Annotated in this window: 18 protein-coding genes; 6 read left to right on the top strand and 12 right to left on the bottom strand. The window is 72.5% G+C overall.

Features of this window, described 5'->3' with window-relative positions; translation table 11 throughout:
* The first annotated feature begins 60 nt into the window (after nucleotides 1-60).
* Genes ETU37_RS10445 through ETU37_RS10430 form a run of 4 tightly spaced genes read left to right on the top strand, consistent with a single transcriptional unit; the run spans nucleotide 61 to nucleotide 4154 of the window.
* Entirely contained in the window at nucleotides 61-828 is a 768-nt protein-coding gene (locus tag ETU37_RS10445; RefSeq protein ID WP_129987244.1) for a DeoR/GlpR family DNA-binding transcription regulator, read from the top strand.
* The gene (locus ETU37_RS10440) at nucleotides 825-1802 is read left to right on the top strand and encodes a 1-phosphofructokinase family hexose kinase (protein WP_129987243.1); all 978 of its coding nucleotides are present in this window, start codon (nucleotides 825-827) and stop codon (nucleotides 1800-1802) included. Before ETU37_RS10445 ends, ETU37_RS10440 begins: the two co-directional genes overlap by 4 nt.
* Nucleotides 1802-3847, top strand: coding sequence for a PTS fructose transporter subunit IIABC (locus tag ETU37_RS10435; RefSeq protein ID WP_129987242.1), 2046 nt, complete (start codon nucleotides 1802-1804; stop codon nucleotides 3845-3847). The genes ETU37_RS10440 and ETU37_RS10435 overlap by 1 nt, the downstream gene beginning before the upstream one ends.
* A 49-nt stretch (nucleotides 3848-3896) precedes the next feature.
* Nucleotides 3897-4154: an HPr family phosphocarrier protein gene (locus ETU37_RS10430; RefSeq protein ID WP_129987241.1), complete on the top strand. Its 258-nt coding sequence runs from the start codon at nucleotides 3897-3899 to the stop codon at nucleotides 4152-4154.
* A gap of 93 nt (nucleotides 4155-4247) precedes the next feature.
* Here the strand turns inward: ETU37_RS10430 and ETU37_RS10425 are convergent, their stop codons facing one another.
* The 8 genes from ETU37_RS10425 to rimP form a co-directional block, all read right to left on the bottom strand.
* Nucleotides 4248-5222 carry a hypothetical protein gene (locus ETU37_RS10425; RefSeq protein WP_129987240.1) on the bottom strand — a complete coding sequence of 325 codons (975 nt, stop codon included), beginning with the start codon at nucleotides 5220-5222 and terminating at the stop codon, nucleotides 4248-4250.
* The gene (locus tag ETU37_RS10420; protein WP_129987239.1) at nucleotides 5215-6165 is read right to left on the bottom strand and encodes a bifunctional riboflavin kinase/FAD synthetase; all 951 of its coding nucleotides are present in this window, start codon (nucleotides 6163-6165) and stop codon (nucleotides 5215-5217) included. Before ETU37_RS10420 ends, ETU37_RS10425 begins: the two co-directional genes overlap by 8 nt.
* 30 nt (nucleotides 6166-6195) lie before the next feature.
* On the bottom strand, nucleotides 6196-7083 hold the full coding sequence (gene truB, locus ETU37_RS10415; RefSeq protein ID WP_129987238.1) for a tRNA pseudouridine(55) synthase TruB: 888 nt from the start codon (nucleotides 7081-7083) through the stop codon (nucleotides 6196-6198).
* Nucleotides 7080-7535 (bottom strand): 30S ribosome-binding factor RbfA, encoded by a 456-nt coding sequence (gene rbfA, locus ETU37_RS10410; RefSeq protein WP_129987237.1) that lies wholly within the window; start codon nucleotides 7533-7535, stop codon nucleotides 7080-7082. Before rbfA ends, truB begins: the two co-directional genes overlap by 4 nt.
* A 130-nt stretch (nucleotides 7536-7665) precedes the next feature.
* Complete coding sequence (infB, locus tag ETU37_RS10405) at nucleotides 7666-10515, bottom strand: translation initiation factor IF-2 (RefSeq protein ID WP_129987236.1); 2850 nt, start codon at nucleotides 10513-10515, stop codon at nucleotides 7666-7668.
* A gap of 145 nt (nucleotides 10516-10660) precedes the next feature.
* On the bottom strand, nucleotides 10661-10918 hold the full coding sequence (locus ETU37_RS10400; RefSeq protein ID WP_240755662.1) for a YlxR family protein: 258 nt from the start codon (nucleotides 10916-10918) through the stop codon (nucleotides 10661-10663).
* A 139-nt stretch (nucleotides 10919-11057) separates the two neighbouring features.
* Complete coding sequence (gene nusA, locus ETU37_RS10395) at nucleotides 11058-12038, bottom strand: transcription termination factor NusA (RefSeq protein WP_129987235.1); 981 nt, start codon at nucleotides 12036-12038, stop codon at nucleotides 11058-11060.
* Nucleotides 12039-12041: 3 nt separating this feature from the next.
* On the bottom strand, nucleotides 12042-12512 hold the full coding sequence (gene rimP / locus ETU37_RS10390) for a ribosome maturation factor RimP (protein ID WP_129987234.1): 471 nt from the start codon (nucleotides 12510-12512) through the stop codon (nucleotides 12042-12044).
* An 84-nt stretch (nucleotides 12513-12596) separates the two neighbouring features.
* Between rimP and ETU37_RS10385 the strand changes: the two genes are divergently transcribed.
* A complete protein-coding gene (locus tag ETU37_RS10385; RefSeq protein ID WP_129987233.1) occupies nucleotides 12597-13163 on the top strand; it encodes a hypothetical protein in 567 nt (188 codons plus the stop codon).
* On the top strand, nucleotides 13160-13585 hold the full coding sequence (locus ETU37_RS10380) for a ferritin-like domain-containing protein (RefSeq protein ID WP_129987232.1): 426 nt from the start codon (nucleotides 13160-13162) through the stop codon (nucleotides 13583-13585). Before ETU37_RS10385 ends, ETU37_RS10380 begins: the two co-directional genes overlap by 4 nt.
* 87 nt (nucleotides 13586-13672) lie before the next feature.
* On the opposite strand, the gene ETU37_RS10375 is transcribed toward ETU37_RS10380, so the two are convergent.
* The 4 genes from ETU37_RS10375 to ETU37_RS10360 all read right to left on the bottom strand — a co-directional run bounded on the left by ETU37_RS10375 (nucleotide 13673) and on the right by ETU37_RS10360 (nucleotide 18475).
* Nucleotides 13673-14632, bottom strand: a complete 960-nt coding sequence (locus ETU37_RS10375) for a zinc metalloprotease (RefSeq protein ID WP_129987231.1) — start codon at nucleotides 14630-14632, stop codon at nucleotides 13673-13675.
* A 232-nt stretch (nucleotides 14633-14864) separates the two neighbouring features.
* Nucleotides 14865-15839 carry a zinc metalloprotease gene (locus ETU37_RS10370; protein WP_129987230.1) on the bottom strand — a complete coding sequence of 325 codons (975 nt, stop codon included), beginning with the start codon at nucleotides 15837-15839 and terminating at the stop codon, nucleotides 14865-14867.
* 142 nt (nucleotides 15840-15981) lie between these two features.
* A complete protein-coding gene (locus ETU37_RS10365; protein ID WP_129987229.1) occupies nucleotides 15982-16707 on the bottom strand; it encodes an HAD family hydrolase in 726 nt (241 codons plus the stop codon).
* The gene (locus ETU37_RS10360; RefSeq protein ID WP_129987228.1) at nucleotides 16700-18475 is read right to left on the bottom strand and encodes a proline--tRNA ligase; all 1776 of its coding nucleotides are present in this window, start codon (nucleotides 18473-18475) and stop codon (nucleotides 16700-16702) included. Before ETU37_RS10360 ends, ETU37_RS10365 begins: the two co-directional genes overlap by 8 nt.
* Nucleotides 18476-18578 lie beyond the last annotated feature (103 nt).

Below are 18578 nucleotides of genomic sequence, written 5' to 3'. Positions count from 1 at the left end.
TCGGGCGTAAAACAACAGACACGCAGATGACCTTGTGCCCTGTGTCACGAAGGAGGCCCGTTGTACGCCGAGGAACGCCAGCAAGCGATCGCCGACCTGCTCACGCAGCGCGGTCGTCTCTCGGTCACCGAGCTGGCGGACCGGTTCACGGTGACCACGGAGACCGTGCGCCGGGACCTCTCGACCCTGGAGCGTGCCGGAATCGTACGACGCGTGCACGGCGGCGCCATCCCGGCGGCGTCGCTGTCCGTGCTCGAGGTCGCGGTCAACGAGCGCGACCAGGCGCAGAGCGACCAGAAGGACCGGGTCGCCGAGGCCGCGCTCGCCTACCTGCCGACCAACGGCGGCAGCGTGCTGCTCGACGCGGGCACGACCACCGCCCGGCTGGCCGGCCTGCTCCCCCTCGACCTGCCGTACACGATCTTCACCAACGCCGTCCCGATCGCCGGGCGGCTGGCCGGACGCGCCAACGTGGACCTCCACCTGCTCCCCGGCCGGGTCCGCCGCACCACGCAGGCCGCGGTCGGCGAGGACACCGTCGCGGCGATCTCGCGGCTGCGCACCGACGTCGCGTTCGTCGGCACCAACGGGCTCAGCATCGCGCACGGCCTGAGCACCCCCGACCAGAGCGAGGCGGCCGCCAAGAGCGCCATGATCCGCAGCGCGCAGCGCGTCGTCGTGCTCGCCGACTCCTCGAAGATCGGCCACGAGAGCACGGTCCGCTTCGGCGACCTCGAGCAGGTCGACGTGCTCATCACGGACGACGGCCTCAGCTCCGACGACCAGGCCACGCTGAAGGCCCACGACATCGAGGTGGTGGTGGCATGAGCGGCCTCATCGTGACGTTGACGCCGAACCCCAGCATCGACCGGACCATCGAGCTCACCTCGATGCTCGAGCGCGGCGCCGTCCTCCGGGCCGCCACCGTCACGTCGCAGTCGGCCGGCAAGGGCGTCAACATCTCGCGGGCCGCGGTCGCCGCCGGCGTCCCCACGATCGCCGTGCTGCCGGCCGCGTCCGACGACCCCTACGTGCTCGAGCTGCTGCGCGACGGCATCGACTGCCGCCCCGAGCCTCCGGCTGGCGACGTCCGGATGAACGTCACGATCACCGAGCCCGACGGCACCACCACCAAGATCAACTCCCCCGGCGCCACTGCCGACGCCGCCACCCTCGACCGGCTGAGCCACGCGCTCGTGCAGCGGTCCGCGCAGGCGCGCTGGGTGGTGCTGGCGGGCTCGCTGCCGCCGGGCGCCCCCGCCGACTGGTACGCCGCCGTGGTGCGCGACCTGCGCGAGCTGGACGTCGCGGTCGCGGTGGACACCTCCGGGCCGCCCCTCGACGAGGTGTTCGCGCACCTCGACAGCGGCGCCCCCGACCTGCTCAAGCCCAACGCCGAGGAGCTGGCGTCGATCGCCGGAGGCGACCCCGACAAGATCGAGGCCGACCCGCTCCTGGCCGCGAGCGCCGCCGCCGTGCTCGTCGAGCGCGGGGTGGCGGCCGTCCTCGCCACGCTCGGTGCCTCGGGCGCCGTCCTGGTCACGCCCTCGGGGGCGTGGCACGCCACACCACCGCCGACCACCGTGGTGAGCACGGTCGGTGCCGGCGACTCCAGCCTCTTCGGATACCTGCTCGGATCGCTCCGCGACGCCGAGCCCGCCGATCGTCTGCGTCTGGCCGTGGCCTACGGCAGCGCAGCCGCGGGCCTGCCGGGAACCACCATCCCCACTCCCGACACGGTCCACCCCGAGCTCGTCGACGTGGCCGAGCTGTCCATCCCTCAACCCCAACGAGGATCTTGATGACCGCCTCCACCCCGATGATCACCGAGGAGCTCGTCCGCCTGGACGTCTCCCTCGGTGCCGACAAGACCGAGACCATCCGCGGCCTCGCCCGACTGGCCGCGGACGCCGGCCGGACCGGCAACGCCGACGGTCTCGCCGCGGACGCCCTGGCCCGTGAGGCCACCTCGTCCACCGGCCTGCCCGGCGGAATCGCCATCCCGCACTGCCGCACCGAGCACGTCGACGTACCCACCCTGGTCTTCGCCCGGCTCGAGCCCGGCACCGACTTCGGCGCCAAGGACGGACCGGCCGACCTGGCGTTCCTCATCGCCGCGCCGGCGGGCGGGGACGCCACCCACCTCGAGGTGCTGACCCAGCTCGCCCGCGCCCTGGTCCGCCCGGAGTTCACCGACGGGCTGCGCCAGGCCGAGACGCCGGCCGACGTGGTCAGCCTGGTCGACTCCGTGGTCAAGCTGCCGGCGCCCGCGGCGGCCCCGGCGGGTGCCGCACCCGCCGCCGCGGCGGCAGCCGAGCCCGCCCCGGCCGCGCGCCGGAGCATCGTCGCGGTGACCGCGTGCCCGACCGGCATCGCCCACACCTACATGGCCGCCGAGGCGCTCGAGGCCGCCGCGGCCCGCGCCGGCGTCGACATCCACGTCGAGACCCAGGGCTCGGCGGGCTCGACGCCGCTGTCCCGCGACACCATCCACGCCGCGTCCGCCGCGATCTTCGCCGCCGACGTCGGCGTCCGCGAGCGCGGCCGCTTCGCCGGCCTCCCGGTCGTCGCCTCCGGCGTCAAGCGCGCCATCGACGACGGCGACGCGATGATCGCCGAGGCGCTTCGCTTCGCCGACGACCCGAACGCCCCCCGCGTCGAGGGCACGGCGACCGCCGGCGACTCCTCCTCGACCGGCGAGGAGTCCTGGGGCCTGCGGATCCGCCGCGTGCTCATGACCGGCGTCTCCTACATGATCCCGTTCGTCGCGGCGGGCGGTCTGCTGATCGCGCTGTCGTTCCTGCTGGGCGGCTACACGATCGTCGGGCCCGGCCAGGAGATCGCGACCACCAACTCGCTGTTCAACCTGCCCGACCTCCAGGCCGCCGGGCTCGAGGACGCGCTGTTCGACAGCCCGCTGATGGCCTACCTCGGTGCGGTGCTGTTCACCCTCGGCGGTACGGCGTTCAGCTTCCTCGTCCCGGCCCTGGCGGGCTACATCGCCTACGCCATCGCCGACCGGCCCGGCATCGCCCCCGGCTTCGTGATGGGCGCGATCGCGGTGATCGTGAACTCCGGCTTCCTGGGCGGCATCGTGGGCGGCGTGCTCGGCGGCCTCGTGGCGCACTGGATCGCGTCGTGGAAGGTGCCGGTCTGGATGCGCGGGCTGATGCCGGTGGTCGTCATCCCGCTGCTCGCCACGATGATCTCCGGTGCCGTGATGCTGATCGTCCTCGCCAAGCCGCTGGGTGCCCTGATGAGCGCCCTGCGCGACGGCCTCAACAGCCTCTCCGGCGGTTCGGCGATCATCCTGGGGGTCGTGCTCGGCCTGATGATGGCCTTCGACATGGGCGGCCCGCTGAACAAGACGGCCTACACGTTCGCGACGGGTGGTCTCACGGCCGCCGCGGTCGCGTCCGGCGACGCCCCCGAGCTGACGATCATGGCCTCGGTCATGCTGGCCGGCATGGTCCCGCCGCTCGCCCTCGCCCTGGCGACCGTCGTACGACCGAAGCTGTTCAACGTCGCCGAGCGCGAGAACGGCAAGGCCGCCTGGCTGCTCGGAGCGTCCTTCATCACCGAGGGCGCGATCCCGTTCGCGGCCGCCGACCCGGCCCGCGTCATCCCGTCGATCATGGCCGGCTCGGCCGTGACGGGCGCGCTGTCGATGGCGTTCGGCGTCACCCTGTCGGCCCCGCACGGCGGCATCTTCGTGTTCTTCGCCGTCGGCCACGTCTTCTACTTCTTCCTGTCACTGCTGATCGGCGTGCTCGTCGCGGCCGGCCTCGTGATCCTGCTCAAGTCCCTGTCCCACACCGACGCCGAGGAAGTCACGGCGACCGCCTGACCCGCACCACCCCACCGGTTCCACACACCACCCCCGCAAGGAGATGTGAATGCCCACCAAGACCGTGTCCGTCGGCTCCGCCGTCGGCCTGCACGCCCGTCCGGCCGCCCTGATCGCGGAGAAGGCCGGCTCGCTCGGCAGCACCGTCACGCTGTCCGTGCCCGGCGGCTCCCCCGTCGACGCGAGCTCGGCGCTGCTGATCATGACCCTCGGCGCCAAGAAGGGCGACCAGGTCGAGGTCAGCGGCGACGCCGACGGCGACGTCGACACGATCGCGGCGATGGTCGAGCAGGACCTGGACGCCTGAGGACCCGCCCTGTCGGAGAAACACCTGATGCTGGGATTCCGTCACGTCCGGGGCGATGCCTCGCCCCGGACGTGACGGGACCGGCCCGGAACCTCAGGCGTCGGCGCGCAGCGCGAGGTACACCGCGCGCATCCCGACGGCCCGCTCGAGCTCGGCCAGCACGCTGCCGAAGAACTGCACGCGGTAGGTCTCGTCGGTGACCGTCGACACGGTCAGGTAGAGCGCGCTGAACGACGCCAGGAAGATCGACACCTGGATCAGCGTGGGGCCGACGACGTTGGCGTACCCGTCGGTCCAGGTCTCCACGACGGCGCCGTTCATGATGAGCGACCCGAACACCATGAAGAACAGGAACACCGTCACCGCGAGCAGCAGCACCTGGGCGGCCTGGATGACGAGCAGCACCAGCACGAGGTTCCAGCGCTCGAAGCCGGTGACCTCCGCGTGCCGGGCCACGTCGACACCCTCGTCGAGCAGCCGGTCGCAGTCGGCCTCGAGGGGCGTGCCACGGCAGGCCTTGCGCAGCAGCCTCTCGTCGACGTCGTCGTCGGCGCGGTCGACCTCTTCCGGCAGCCGCACCAGCAGGAACCCGACCGCGAGCACGCCGAACAGCAGGGCGACCAGCCAGAGCGTGGACACCGCGAGGTGAGACGAGACCTGCCACACCTCGGCGTTGATGAACAGGAACGTCACGAACAGCAGCAGCAGTGGCAGCGCGCGGCTCATCATCGGCAGCAGCGTGCGCAGGCTGCCGAACGTGCGGCTCAGCGCCCAGCCCACGATCGGCCGCGCCTTGAGCGCGGTCAGCGCGTAGAAGGCCGCGGCCAGCAGGCCGAGGCTGACCAGGGTGGCCGGGGCGGCGACGAACTGGTCGGTGACCCAGGCGAGGGCGACGCCCGCGGCCGCGGCCGCCAGGCCGATCAGCACCAGCAGCGGGACCGTGCGGCGCAGCCGCAGCGCGGCCTTGGCCTCGCGGCGCTGCTCGGGCACGAAGTAGGGCAGGCCGTGCCGCACGAACCACAGGTCGGTGGCCGCCCGGACGTCGGCACTGCTCGCGGCGTCAGGCACCGAGCAGGTCCCGGGTACGGCGGACGTCGTCGTGCATCGTCTCGACGAGCTCCTCGACGCTGTCGAAGCGCAGCATGCCGCGGATCCGGCCGAGGAAGGACACCTCGACCTCGACGCCGTACAGCTCGAGGTCGTCGCGGTCCAGCACGTAGGACTCCACGCGCCGCTCCCGCTCCCCCGCGAACGTCGGGTTGGTGCCGACGCTGATCGCGGCGGGGAACTCCTCGCCCGTGTCGAGCCGTCGCAGCCGCCCGGCGTACACGCCGTCGGCGGGGGCCGCGGCGACGCCGCGGGTGGGCACGTTGGCGGTCGGGAAGCCGAGCTCGCGGCCGCGCTTGTCGCCCTCGACGACGACCCCGCGGACGGTGAACGGGCGACCGAGCGCCTCGGCGGCGCCCTCGACGTCGCCGGTGGCCAGGCAGTTGCGGACGTACGTCGACGACCAGACCTGCGGTCCGCCGTCGAGGGCGATGCCCTCGGCGGTGAAGTCGAGCTCGGCGCCGAGCTCGTGCAGCGTGGCGACGTCACCCGCGGCCCGGTTGCCGAACCGGAAGTTGGCACCGACCACGACGGCCCCGGCGTGCAGCGCGTCGACGAGCACGGTGCGGACGAACTGCTCGGGGGTCCAGGCGGCGACGTCGCGCGAGAACGGCAGCACGAGCACCGCGTCGACGCCCGCGTCGGTGAGCAGCCGCACCCGGGTCTCGATCGTGGTCAGCGTCGGCGGCGCGTGCTCCGGGCGCAGCACAGCGATCGGGTGCGGGTCGAAGGTCACGGCCACGACCCGGTCGAGCCCGCACTCGCGGGCGACGTCGACGGCCCTGCGGATCACGTGCTGGTGGCCCAGGTGCACGCCGTCGAAGTTGCCGATCGTGACGACGGAGCGGCCCAGGTCGGCCGGGACGTCGTCGAGCGAGCGCCACGTGTCAGTCGCCGAAGTCACGCCGGAAAGCCTCCCACACGCACGGCGCGCTCAACCGGTGAGGACGGCCACAGGCGTGGCCCGGTCCCCCTGCTGCCGGTAGAGCGCGAGGAACGCCCCGCCGGGCGCGAACACCGCCACCGGCTCGTCGCCGGCGACCCCGAGGTCGACGCCGAGCGGGCGACCGTAGGTGACGTCGCGGGCGCCGTCGACGTCGAGGTCGTACGTCGGGAAGCAGCGCCGGGCCACCTCGCCGATGTCGAGCATCGTGAACGTGTCGCCGAGCTGCTCGAGCGTGTGCGCGTCGGCGAGGGTGAACGGCCCCACGGCGGTACGGCGGAGCGCGGTGAGGTGTCCGCCGACCCCGAGCTCCGCGCCGAGGTCACGCGCCAGGGCGCGGACGTAGGTGCCGCTGCTGCACCGGACGGAGAGGTCGACGTCGACCCACGGGCCGTCGTGCCGCACGCCGGTCACGACGAGCTCGTGGACGGTCACCTCCCGCGCGGGCAGGTCGACGGCCTCACCGGCACGCACCCGGGCGTAGGCCCGCCGCCCGTCGACCTTGATCGCCGAGACGGCGGAGGGCACCTGCTTCAGGACGCCGACGAAGCCGCCCGCGGCGGACCGCACGTCGTCCTCGGTGAGGTGCTCGGTGGCGGCGTGCGCCCCGAGCTCGCCCTCGGCGTCGTCGGTCGTGGACCCGGCGCCGAGACGGACCGTGGCGTCGTACGCCTTCTCGGTCAGCATCAGGTGGCCGAGCAGGCGGGTGGCGCGGTTGACCCCGACCAGCAGGACGCCGGTCGCCATCGGGTCGAGGGTGCCGGCGTGCCCGACCTTGCGGGTGCCGGCGAGCCGGCGGAGCCGGGCCACGACGTCGTGCGAGGTGAGGCCCCCGGCCTTGTCGACGACCACGAGCCCCGCGTCCACCGGGGCGGTCACTCCCCGGCGTCGACTTCCGTGTCGTCCTCGTCGTCGACCCGAGGCTTCTTGTAGGGGTCGGCCTCACCGGCGTGCACGGCGCCCGCCGCGGACGCGGCGACCGCCGCGTCGGACTCGCGCGCCTTGGCGAGCAGGTCGTCGAGGTGACGGGCCGACTCGGGCAGCGCGTCGTGGATGAACTCCAGCGACGGCACGTGCCGCATCCCGAGCTGCTTGCCGACCTCGCTGCGGATCAGCCCCTTCGCCGACTCGAGGGCGGCGGCGGTGCTGGCGAGCTGGTCGTCCTCACCCATGACGGTGTAGAAGACCGAGGCGTTCTGGGTGTCCCCGGTGACCCGGACGTCGGTGACGGTGATGAACCCGAGCCGCGGGTCCTTGACCCGTCGCTCGAGCATCTCGGCCACGACGACCTGGATCCGGTCCGCGACCCTGCGCACCCGTGGGCTGACCATGCTGCTTCTACTCCTGGTTGGGGCCCGGATCCTGCCCGGGCACGGCTCCCTGCGTGGACGGTGAGGGGTCAGCTGCGGATTCGCTTCGCTCTCCGCAACGAACCCCTCACCGGCACTGCCACGTCCTGGATCAGGACCTGGGGATCTCTCGCATCTCGAAGGCCTCGACGACGTCGCCCTGCTTGATGTCGTTGAAGCCCCGGATGACCAGACCGCACTCGAAGCCCTCGCGGACCTCGGACGCGTCGTCCTTCTCGCGGCGCAGCGAGGCCAGGTCGGCGCTCTCCACGATGACGGCGCCGTCGCGGATCAGGCGCACCTTGGCGTTGCGTCGGATGACGCCGCTGGTGACCATGCAGCCCGCGATGTTGCCGATCTTGGAGGACCGGAAGATCTCGCGGATCTCGGCCTGGCCGAGCGAGACCTCCTCGAACTCCGGCTTGAGCATGCCCTTGAGGGCCGCCTCGATCTCCTCGATCGCCTGGTAGATGACCGAGTAGTAGCGGATCTCGACGCCTTCCTTGTCGGCCATCTCCGTCGCCTTGCCCTGCGGGCGGACGTTGAAGCCGATGATGATCGCGTCGGACGCGGCCGCCAGGTCGACGTTGGTCTCGGTGATCGCACCGACACCGCGGTCGATGACCCGCAGGCTGACCTCGTCGCCGACGTCGATCTTGGCCAGCGAGTCCTCGAGGGCCTCGACCGAACCGGAGACGTCACCCTTCAGGATGAGGTTCAGCTCCTGCGTCTCGCCGGTCTCCATGGACTTCATGAAGTCCTCGAGGGTACGGCGGACGCGACGCTTGGCCTGCATGGCCGCACGCTCGCGCGCCTCGCGCTTCTCGGCGATCTGGCGGGCCATCCGGTCGTCCTCGACCACGATGAAGTTCTGGCCGGCGCCGGGGACGGCGGTCAGACCGAGCACCATGGCCGGACGCGACGGGTCGGCCTCCTCGATGTTCTCGCCGTACTCGTCGAGCATGGCGCGGACACGGCCGTAGGCCGGACCCGCGACGAGGGAGTCGCCGACGCGGAGCGTTCCGCGCTGCACGAGCACCGTCGCCACCGGACCGCGACCGCGGTCGAGGTGCGCCTCGACCACGAGGCCCTGGGCGTCCTGGTCGGGGTTGGCCCGCAGGTCGAGCGAGGCGTCGGCGGTCAGCACGATCGCCTCGAGCAGACCTTCGAGGTTGAGCTCGGACTTGGCCGACACGTCGACGAACATCGTGTCGCCGCCGTACTCCTCGGGGACCAGGCCGTACTCGGTCAGCTGACCGCGCACCTTGGCCGGGTCGGCCTCGGGCTTGTCGATCTTGTTGACCGCGACCACGATCGGCACGTCGGCCGCCTTGGCGTGGTTGAGCGCCTCGACCGTCTGCGGCATGACGCCGTCGTCGGCCGCGACGACCAGCACCGCGATGTCGGTCGCCTGCGCACCACGTGCACGCATGGCGGTGAACGCCTCGTGACCCGGGGTGTCGATGAAGGTGATCCGGCGCTCGCTGCCGTCGACCTCGGTCGCGACCTGGTAGGCACCGATGTGCTGGGTGATGCCACCGGCCTCCTTGGCGACGACGTTGGCACTGCGCAGCGCGTCGAGGAGCTTGGTCTTTCCGTGGTCGACGTGACCCATGACGGTGACGACCGGCGGGCGGGCCGCGAGGTCCTCCTCGTCGCCCTCGTCCTCACCGAACTCGAGGTCGAACGACTCGAGCAGCTCGCGGTCCTCGTCCTCCGGGGACACGATCTGCACGACGTAGTTGAGCTCGTCGCCGAGCAGCTCGAACGTCTCGTCGTTGACGGACTCGGTCGCGGTCACCATCTCGCCGAGCGAGAACAGCATCTGCACCAGCGACGCCGCGTCGACGTTGATCTTCTCCGCGAAGTCGGTCAGCGACGCACCGCGCGGCAGCCGCACGGTCTCGCCGTCGCCCTTGCGGACGCGCACGCCACCGATGGTCGGGGCCTGCATGGCCTCGAACTCTTGACGACGCGCGCGCTTCGACTTGCGTCCGCGGCGCGACGGACCGCCGGGACGCCCGAAGGCACCCTGGGTCTGACCGCGCTGGCCGGGACGACCGCCACCGGGGCGGCCACCGCCACCGGGACCGAAGCCGCCACGACCCGGAGCGCCGGCGCCCGCGGGGGCACCGCCACGACCCGGAGCACCACCGCGGCCCGGAGCACCGCCACGGCCCGGTGCGCCACCACGGCCGCCACCGGGGCCGCCCGGGCGACCGCCCGGACCGGAGCCGAACGCGGCCGGAGACTTCGGCATCATCGCGGGGTTCGGCCGCGGCATGCCCGGACGGCCTCCGCGGTCACCGCTCGGCAGGCCACCGGTGCGACCGGGGCCGCCGTCCCGACCGGCCGGCGGACGCGGCGGGCGGTCGCCCGCCGGGCCGGCGTCGCGACGGGGCGACGGGCGGCTGCCCATGCCCTGGGTCGACGAGAACGGGTTGTTGCCCGGGCGCGGAGCACCCGGTCGCGCGGCCGGCTTCGGCGCGGCCGGCTTCGGCGCGGACGGGGTGGCCGGTGCGGCCGAGCCACCGTCCGACGCGGCGGGTGCCTCGGGTGCCTCGGCGGCCGGGGTCTCGGCACGCGCGGCCGGAACCTCGGGCGCCGGGGCCTCGGGCGCAGGAGCGGCCGGCTTGGGGCCGGGCTTCGGCCCGGCGGCCTTGGCGGCCGGCGCCCGCTCCTCCACCGGGGCGGCGGGCGCCTCGGCGGCGGGCGCGGGGGCCGGTGCGGCCGGCTTGGCCGCGGCCTTCTTGGCCGGAGCAGGCTTCTCCGCCGGCGCCGCGGGCGCGGGTGTCTTGGCGAGCTCCTCGCCGTAGGTCTTCTTGAACTTCATCTCGACGGGGAGCTCGATCGTCGACGACGCCGACTTGACGAACTCGCCCATCTCCTTGAGCTTCTCGAGAACAACCTTGCTCTCGACGCCGAGCTCTTTGGCGAGCTCGTGGACTCGGGTCTTAGCCACGCTTCTCCTTCTGGCCCGAGCCACAGACGGAGTGGTCGGACCGTTAGCTGGTGTGCAAGCTCATCGGAAAGTACTCATCGAGTGCTCATGAGCTGATGCTCCAATTTCTGTTCGGTCAGGTCCTGACGGTTGGTCGTGCTGCGTGCTACTGCTGCTCACCGGCGAGCCCGGCGACGTACTCCTCCACCCGCCCGCTGGCAAGCCGACCCGAGACCCTGAGGGCCCGTGGGAAGGCTCGTCGGCGCAACGCGAGAGCGAGACACGCGGGTGTGGGGTGCAGGTGCGCCCCGCGGCCCGGCCGACGTCGGTCGGGATCCGGGACGACCTCGGTGAGGCCCTCGCCGGAGTCGATCGCGACGACTCTCAGCAGCTCTTGCCTGGTGGCCCTCGTCCGACATCCCACGCACGTCCGGAGTGACACATCGTGCGGACGCACGTGATCATCGGCTTGTCGCACCACCGTGGTCCAGTCTAGCGGTTCGCCCGCGTTGCGCCGAAACGAGTAACCCCCGGCGCGTTCGCCCCAGGGGTCACACGTGTCATCAGCCCGTCGGTGCGGGTGCCTCGTCGGAGCGGATGTCGATCCGCCAGCCGGTGAGGCGGGCGGCGAGGCGGGCGTTCTGGCCCTCCTTGCCGATCGCCAGCGACAGCTGGAAGTCGGGCACGACGACACGGGCGGAGCGGGCCTCGAGGTCGACGACCTCGACGCTGGTCACCCGGGCCGGGGACAGGGCGTGCGCCACCATCTCGGCGGGGTCCTCGGACCAGTCGACGATGTCGATCTTCTCGCCGTGCAGCTCGTTCATCACCGCCCGGACGCGCTGGCCCATCGGCCCGATGCAGGAGCCCTTGGCGTTGACGCCCGGCACCGTGGACTTGACCGCGATCTTGGTGCGGTGGCCGGCCTCGCGGGCGATGCCGCAGATCTCGACCGTGCCGTCGGCGATCTCGGGCACCTCGAGGGCGAACAGCTTCTTGACCAGGTTGGGGTGGGACCGGGACAGCATCACCTGCGGCCCGCGCATGCCCTTGCGGACGCTGACGACGAGGCACTTGATCCGGGCGCCGTGCTCGTAGGTCTCCCCCGGCACCCGCTCGGCGGCCGGCAGCAGCGCCTCGAGCCGGCCGAGGTCGACCATCACGTCCTGCGGGTCGCGACCCTGCTGGATCACGCCGGAGATAATGTCGCCCTCCTTGCCGGAGAACTCACCGAACTTGATGTCGTCCTCGGCGTCGCGCAGCCGCTGCAGGATGACCTGCTTGGCGGTCGTCGCGGCGATCCGGCCGAAGCCGTCGGGGGTGTCGTCGTACTCGCCGACCACGTTGCCCTCGTCGTCGGTCTCGGCGGCGTACACCGTGACGTGCCCGGACCTGCGGTCGAGCTCGACCCGCGCCTTCTCCACCGCACCGGGCGTCTTGTGGTACGCCGTCAGCAGCGCCTGCTCCAGCGCCTCGACGACGATGTCGAAGGAGATCTCCTTCTCGCGCTCGAGGGCGCGCAGCACGGTCATGTCGATGTCCATGCGTCAGCTCTCCTTCCGGTTGAACTCGACCTGCACCTTGGCCTTCGCCACGTCGGCCAGCGCGACCTGCTCGGTGCCGCCGCCCTCGACGTCGAGCGCGACGGAGGTGTCGTCGCTGCTCGTGACCCGGCCGGTGACCGTGCGGCCGTCGCGCAGCGCGACCTTCACGAGCCGGCCGGCGTTGCGCCGCCAGTGCCGCGGCAGGGTGAGGGGCCGGTCGACACCGGGCGAGGTGACCTCGAGGGTGTAGGGCTGCTCGCCCATCACGTCGGACTCGTCGAGGAGCCGGGAGACCTCCTTGGTCGCGTCGGCGATGTCGTCGAGCGTGACGCCGCCGTCCTTGTCGACGGCCACGCGCAGCAGCCGGCGCTTGCCCGCGGGAGTGAGGTCCACCGCCTCGAGGTCGAGGCCCACAGCGCTCAGCGGGTCGGTGAGGACCCCTGCAAGTCGGTCCCGGGTCTGGTCGGTGCTCACGGGCGTCCTTCCTGCGTCTGCTGTTGTGGTGCCTCAACCCTAGGGCATGACGCCACAGCCCGGACGGCTGGATAGAGTCGCCCGGTGAACGCCCCGCCGACGACGCCGGTCACCCGGAGGACCGCCCTCGTGGCGGCCGCCGGATCCCTCGTCGGCGTCGCGGCGTGCAGCCCCAACGCGTCGCAGGCACCGGCCCGCCGACAGGCTCGACGCAGCCAGGCGGCCGAGCCTCAGGTCGACCCCGACGTGCTGCTCGCGGCGACCGTGCTGGCCGACGAGCAGCGGCTGCTCGACCTCGTCGACGCGACGCTCGCCCGCTTCCCCGGGCTCACCGACGTGCTGACCGCGGCGCGGGACGCCCACGCTGCGCACGTGGCTCTGCTCGAGGAGGCGGCGCCCGACGAGCCGCTGCCGAGCGCCGGCCCGTCGGCGTCCTCGGCTCCGGAGCCGGAGGCCGAGGCGGCGGTTCCGCACGACCGGCGCCGTGCCCTGATGCGGCTGGCCCGCCGCGAGGACGACCTGGCCCTGGTCGACAAGCGCAGCGCGTTCGCCGCCGAGTCAGGGGCGTTCGCCCGGGTGCTGGCGAGCATGGCCGCGTCGGCCGCGCAGCAGGCCACGCTCGTCCGTCAGGTCGCGGAGGGCGCTGGATGACTCCCGAGGAGGCGCTGCAGGCGACGCTGGCCGGCGAGCACGCCGCCGTCTACGTGTACGGCGTGCTCGGCGGACGCGTCTCGTCGTCGGCCGAGCCCGGGCTGGCCGCCTCGTTGCGGGCGGCGTACACCGTGCACCGGGGGCGGCGCGACCAGGTCACCGCGATCCTGCTGCACGCGGACGCCGAGCCGGTGGCCGCCGAGGTCAGCTACGAGCTGCCCAACGCCGCGACGACCGCGGCCGACTGCCGGGCGGCCGCCGCGGAGATCGAGGAGCGTTGCGCGGAGGTCTACGCCGCCGCCGTCGGCAGCACGGCCCGGGCCAACCGGCAGTGGGCGATCGACGCGCTGACCGACTCGGCGGTGCGGGCGCTCGGCTTCGGCGCGCAGTCGATGCCGTTCCCCGGCGTGCCCGAGCTCTGACTCCTCGGGCGGCCGGCCCCCGGCACAGGGCGCGCCCCGCCCCTCGGAGGAGGGACGGGGCGCGAGGACCCGGGAGGGAGCTGGTCGTCAGGCCCGGTAGGCGTTCCACATGTCCGCGGCGCGGGCGGCCTGGCCCGGCGTGAACTGGTCGTAGCAGGAGTCGTAGGAGTAGTCCATGTAGTTGTGGATGGAGTCCAGACCCCCGCCGGCGCAGGAGTCCTGGCCCTCGGGACAGCCGTTGGTGGCGGTGCTCTGCGCCGGGGTGTCGGCGACCTGGTCGCCACCCGACGGCTCCTTGCAGCCGCCCTCGAACACGTGGAACAGCCCGAACCAGTGGCCGGCCTCGTGCGTGGCGGTCTCGCCGAGGTTGTAGTTGCGCTCGGTGCCGCCGGGCAGGCTGCTCCACAGCACCCGGATCCCGTCGATCGCGCCCTGGTTGCGGTAGTCCCAGGGGAAGGTCGCGATGCCGAGGTAGTTGAACTCGACCAGCCAGATGTTCAGCGCGTTCGCGCCGCCCTGGCGGGTGAGCTTGCGGTACTGGTTGGAGTTCTTGTCGTTGTGCCAGGTGTCGTTGTAGTAACGGTCGGTGCCGGCCAGCGTGAACGTGATGCCCAGGTCGGCGGCCGCCGGCGACTCGTCACCGGCGTAGGTCGTGTTCAGCACCGCGATCTGGTCGCTGATCTGCTGGTCGGTCACGTCTCCGGTGCCGTCGGCCGCGGCCATCACGTGCACGTAGACGGGCACGGTCACGGCGAGCAGCGGCTTGCCGGCCTGGTTCGGCTTGGCCGGGGCGACGCCCCGGGCGGCGAGCCGGTCCCTGGTCGTGGCCTGGATCGCCTTGGCCTCCTGGGAGGAGACGTGGCGGTGGTCGGTACCGCGCCCGCCCTTGGCGGCCGAGCCCGCGCCGATGCTGGCCGGGTCGAAGCACCCGGTGCCGCGATCGCCCCGCGGGAGCGCGGCCTGCGCGGGCGTGATCGCGCCGGCGACCAGGAGGAACGCGGCACCGGCGACCGCCGCCCCGCGTCGGAGGGTCCTGCTTCGGGTCATCAGAGGGTCCTTCAGAGGTGGGAGTGGGCCGGCGCCGTTGCACCGGCCGAGACGATCGTGGCGGGGGCGCTCCGGGAACTCACGTACCACCGGCCCCACCCGTTTCGGCGTGTTCCACCGCAAACTGATGAAAACCGGACAAAGGCGCACGGCCGGGACCTGTGGTTCCCGGCCGTGCGCCGTACCTCGCGTCGTGCCCCGACGGAGGGACTGGGACTGCTACCCGCAGGCGTCAGACGCGGTAGGCGCCGAACATCTGCTGCATCCGCGTGGTCTGCCCCGCGGTGAACTCGTAGTAGCAGGAGTCGTAGGAGTAGTCCATGTAGTTGTGGATCGGGTCGAGGCCCGGCAGCGAGCACGAGTCGCGACCGGTCGGGCAGCCGCTGGTCGCGGAGCTCTGCGCCGGGGTGTCGGACACCTCGTCGTTGGTGCTCGTGCAGCCGCCCTGGAAGGTGTGGTACAGCCCGAGCCAGTGGCCGGCCTCGTGGGTCGCGGTCTCGCCGAGGTTGTAGTTGGCGATGCTGCCGCCGGGCAGCGAGGCGTAGTGCACCCGGATGCCGTCGACGGCCCCGTTGCGGCTGTAGTCCCAGGGGAACGTCGCGATGCCGAGGTAGGCGAAGTCGACGAGCCAGATGTTCAGCGCGTTCGCGCCGCCCAGGCGGGTCTGGCTCCGGTACGTCGAGCTCGACTTGTCCTGGTGCCACTGGGTGTTGTAGTACCGGTCGGTCCCGGCCAGCGTGAACGTGAAGCCGGTGTTGGACGCGCTGCCCGACTCCTGGCCGCCGTAGGTCTTGTTGAGCACCTGGATCTGCTGGGCGATCTGGGTGTCGGTCACGTCGCCGTTGCCGTTGGCGTCGGCCATGACGTGCACGTAGACGGGGATGTTGCCCGCCTGCGGGACGCCCGAGGCGCCCCCGCCGCCGCCCGGCTTGCCCTTGCCGTGGGCGAGGATCTTCGCGGTGCGCTCCTCGATGGCCCGCTGCTGGGCCGGGGTGATGTCGCGGTGGTCGCGCTCGCCGAAGCCGTGGCCGCCGCGGGCCGCGGCCCCGGTGGTCACAGCGGCTCCGGCCGCGGCCGGGTCGAAGCACGCCGGGCCACGCTCGCCGGTGGGCAGCGCGGCCTGGGCGGGGGCGGAGAGTCCGCTGAGGGCCAGCAGGGTGGCGCCGGCCAGGGCGGTCGCACGGGACAGTGTGCGGAGACGGGTCATGTCCAGGTTCCTTCCCGAGAACGTCGCCCGGGCACCCGCCCGGGGACCCGCCGATCCTGCCCAGTCCGGACAGGTCAGCGGAAGGGGCGACTCGTGCAGGTTTGCGCAGGTGCCGAATCGTGCAGCGGGTCGACGGACCGCCTCAGCGCCAGCCGGCCACCACGGTGAGGACCTCCGCGAGGCGCTGGACGACGGCGTCGGGCCGGCCCTCGCTGTGCCCGACCTGCGTGCGGGGGATGTCGCTGTGCGGCACGTGGATCGTGCGCATGCCGACGTTGCCGGCGCCCCAGATGTCGTCGAAGAGGCGGTCACCGACGAAGGCGCAGCGCGCCGGGTCGTCCACGCCGACCGCGTCCATCGCCGCGCGGAACGCCTGCGGCGCGGGCTTCGTCCACGGGATCTCGCTGGTGTAGACGTCGCCGTCGATCAGGTGCAGCACGCCGTCGCGCTCGAAGAACTCCTCGTGCCAGGCGCGCGGCCACACCGTGTTGGACAGGACGCCGACCTTGACGCCCTCCTCGCGCAGCGCCTCGAACAGCGGCCCGACGTCGGGGTCGGTCGTCGTGTGCGGGGACCAGAAGTCGCGGTACGCCGTCAGCAGCGACTCGTCGTGCTCGAGCCCGGCCTCCCGGAAGAGGTCGGCCACCGTCGCGCTGGTGTGGTGATCGCGGCTGCGGGACCACACCGCGTCGCCGGCACGGCGCAGCAGGTCGGCCGCGTCGTCGGGCGGGTCGACCACGGCCGCCAGCAGCGCCTCGGCCTCCTCGCCGAAGTCGACCGTGTGCCAGGGCGTGAGGGTGCCGCCCCAGTCGAACAGGACGGCCTCGACCTCGTGGACGTCGTCGCGGGCCCGGACGGGTTCAGCCACGGACGACCCGGACGACGTGGTCGGGCACCTCGTCGAGCGCGACGTCGGTGCGCTCAGCCGTCGCCCGGTCCTTGACCTCGACGACCCCGTCGGCGAGGCCCTTGCCCACCACGACGATCGTCGGCACGCCCAGCAGCTCGGCGTCCTTGAACTTCACGCCGGGCGAGACCTTCTGGCGGTCGTCGTACAGGACGGTGAGGCCCTGGCCGTGGAGGTTCTCGGCGAGCGCCGCGGCGGCCTCGAAGACCGCCTGGTCCTTGCCGGTCGCGACCAGGTGGACGTCGGCCGGCGCGACCTCGCGGGGCCAGACCAGGCCGAGCTCGTCGTGGGTGTTCTCGGCGATGGCGGCGACGGCGCGCGAGACGCCGATGCCGTAGGAGCCCATCGTCACCGTGACGAGCTTGCCGTTCTCGTCGAGCACCCGCAGGTCGAGCGCGTCGGCGTACTTGCGGCCGAGCTGGAAGATGTGGCCCATCTCGATGCCGCGCGCGGTCTCGAGCGTGCCGCCGTCGGTGTCGAAGCAGCGGGGACAGGGGTCGCCCGCGCGCACCTCGGCCGCCTCGATGGTGCCGTCGGGGGTGAAGTCCCGGCCGGCGACCAGGTCGATGACGTGGCTGCCGTCGACGTCGGCGCCGGTCACCCAGCGGGTGCCCTCGACGACCCGGGGGTCGACGACGTAGCGGATGCCTGAGGCGTTCTTCTCGCCGAGCGCGCCGGGGCCGATGTAGCCCTTGACGAGCGCGGGGTTCGCGGCGAAGTCCTTCTCCTCGAAGGCCACCACCTCGGTGGGCTCGAGCTGGCCGCCGAGCCGCTTCTCGTCGACCTCGCGGTCGCCGGGCAGGCCGATGGCGAGCGGCTCGCGGGTGCCGTCGGGGTGCTTGAGCACGACGAGGACGTTCTTCAGCGTGTCACCGGCGTGCCAGGGCCGGTCGTCGCGCGGGAACTTCTCGTTGAGGTGGTCGACGAGCGTCTCGATGGTCGGGGTGTCGGGCGTCTGCTCGGCGTGCGCCGCGGGGACGCCGTCGTACGCCACGGGCTGGGGCGCGGCGACCTCGACGGCCTCGACGTTGGCGGCGTAGTCGCAGTGCGTGCAGCGGACGTAGGTGTCCTCGCCGTTGTCGGCGCGCGCCAGGAACTCCTCGGACTTCGAGCCGCCCATCGCACCGGCGGTGGCCTTGACGATGACGTACTCGAAGCCGAGCCGGTCGAAGGTCCTGATGTAGGCCTCGCGGTGCGCGGCGTACGACGCGTCGAGCCCCTCGTCGGTGGTGTCGAACGAGTAGGAGTCCTTCATGATGAACTCGCGGCCACGCAGCAGCCCGGCGCGGGGACGCGCCTCGTCGCGGTACTTGGTCTGGATCTGGTAGAGCCAGACGGGCAGGTCCTTGTAGGAGGAGTAGAGGTCCTTCACGGCCAGCGTGAACATCTCCTCGTGCGTTGGGCCGAGCAGGTAGTCGCCCTGCTTGCGATCCTTGAGCCGGAAGATGCCGTCGCCGTACTCCGTCCAGCGGCCGCTCGCCTCGTAGGGCTCGCGGGGCAGCAGAGCGGGGAACTGGAGCTCCTGCGCGCCCATCCCGTCCATCTCCTCGCGGACGATGCGCTCGATGTTGCGCAGCACGCGCAGACCCAGCGGCAGCCAGGAGTAGAGGCCCGGCCCCGCACGCCGGATGTACCCCGCGCGCACGAGGAGCCGGTGGCTCGGCACCTCGGCGTCGGCGGGGTCCTCGCGCAGCGTGCGTACGAACAGGGTGGACATCCGCAGGATCATGCGGAGAAGGCTATGCGACCACCTTCGGGCCTCGCGAACCAGTTAGTCACGGCGGTGGCGGAGGCCGCGCCGCGGTGGTCGAAGACCGGTCGCGAGCGAGCGA

It is taken from the genome of Nocardioides iriomotensis, from assembly GCF_004168035.1.
In the GTDB taxonomy this organism is placed as follows: Bacteria; Actinomycetota; Actinomycetes; order Propionibacteriales; family Nocardioidaceae; genus Nocardioides_B; species Nocardioides_B iriomotensis.
Note: the sequence above shows the minus strand (reverse complement) of the source record. Positions and strands in the feature narration are given on the sequence as shown.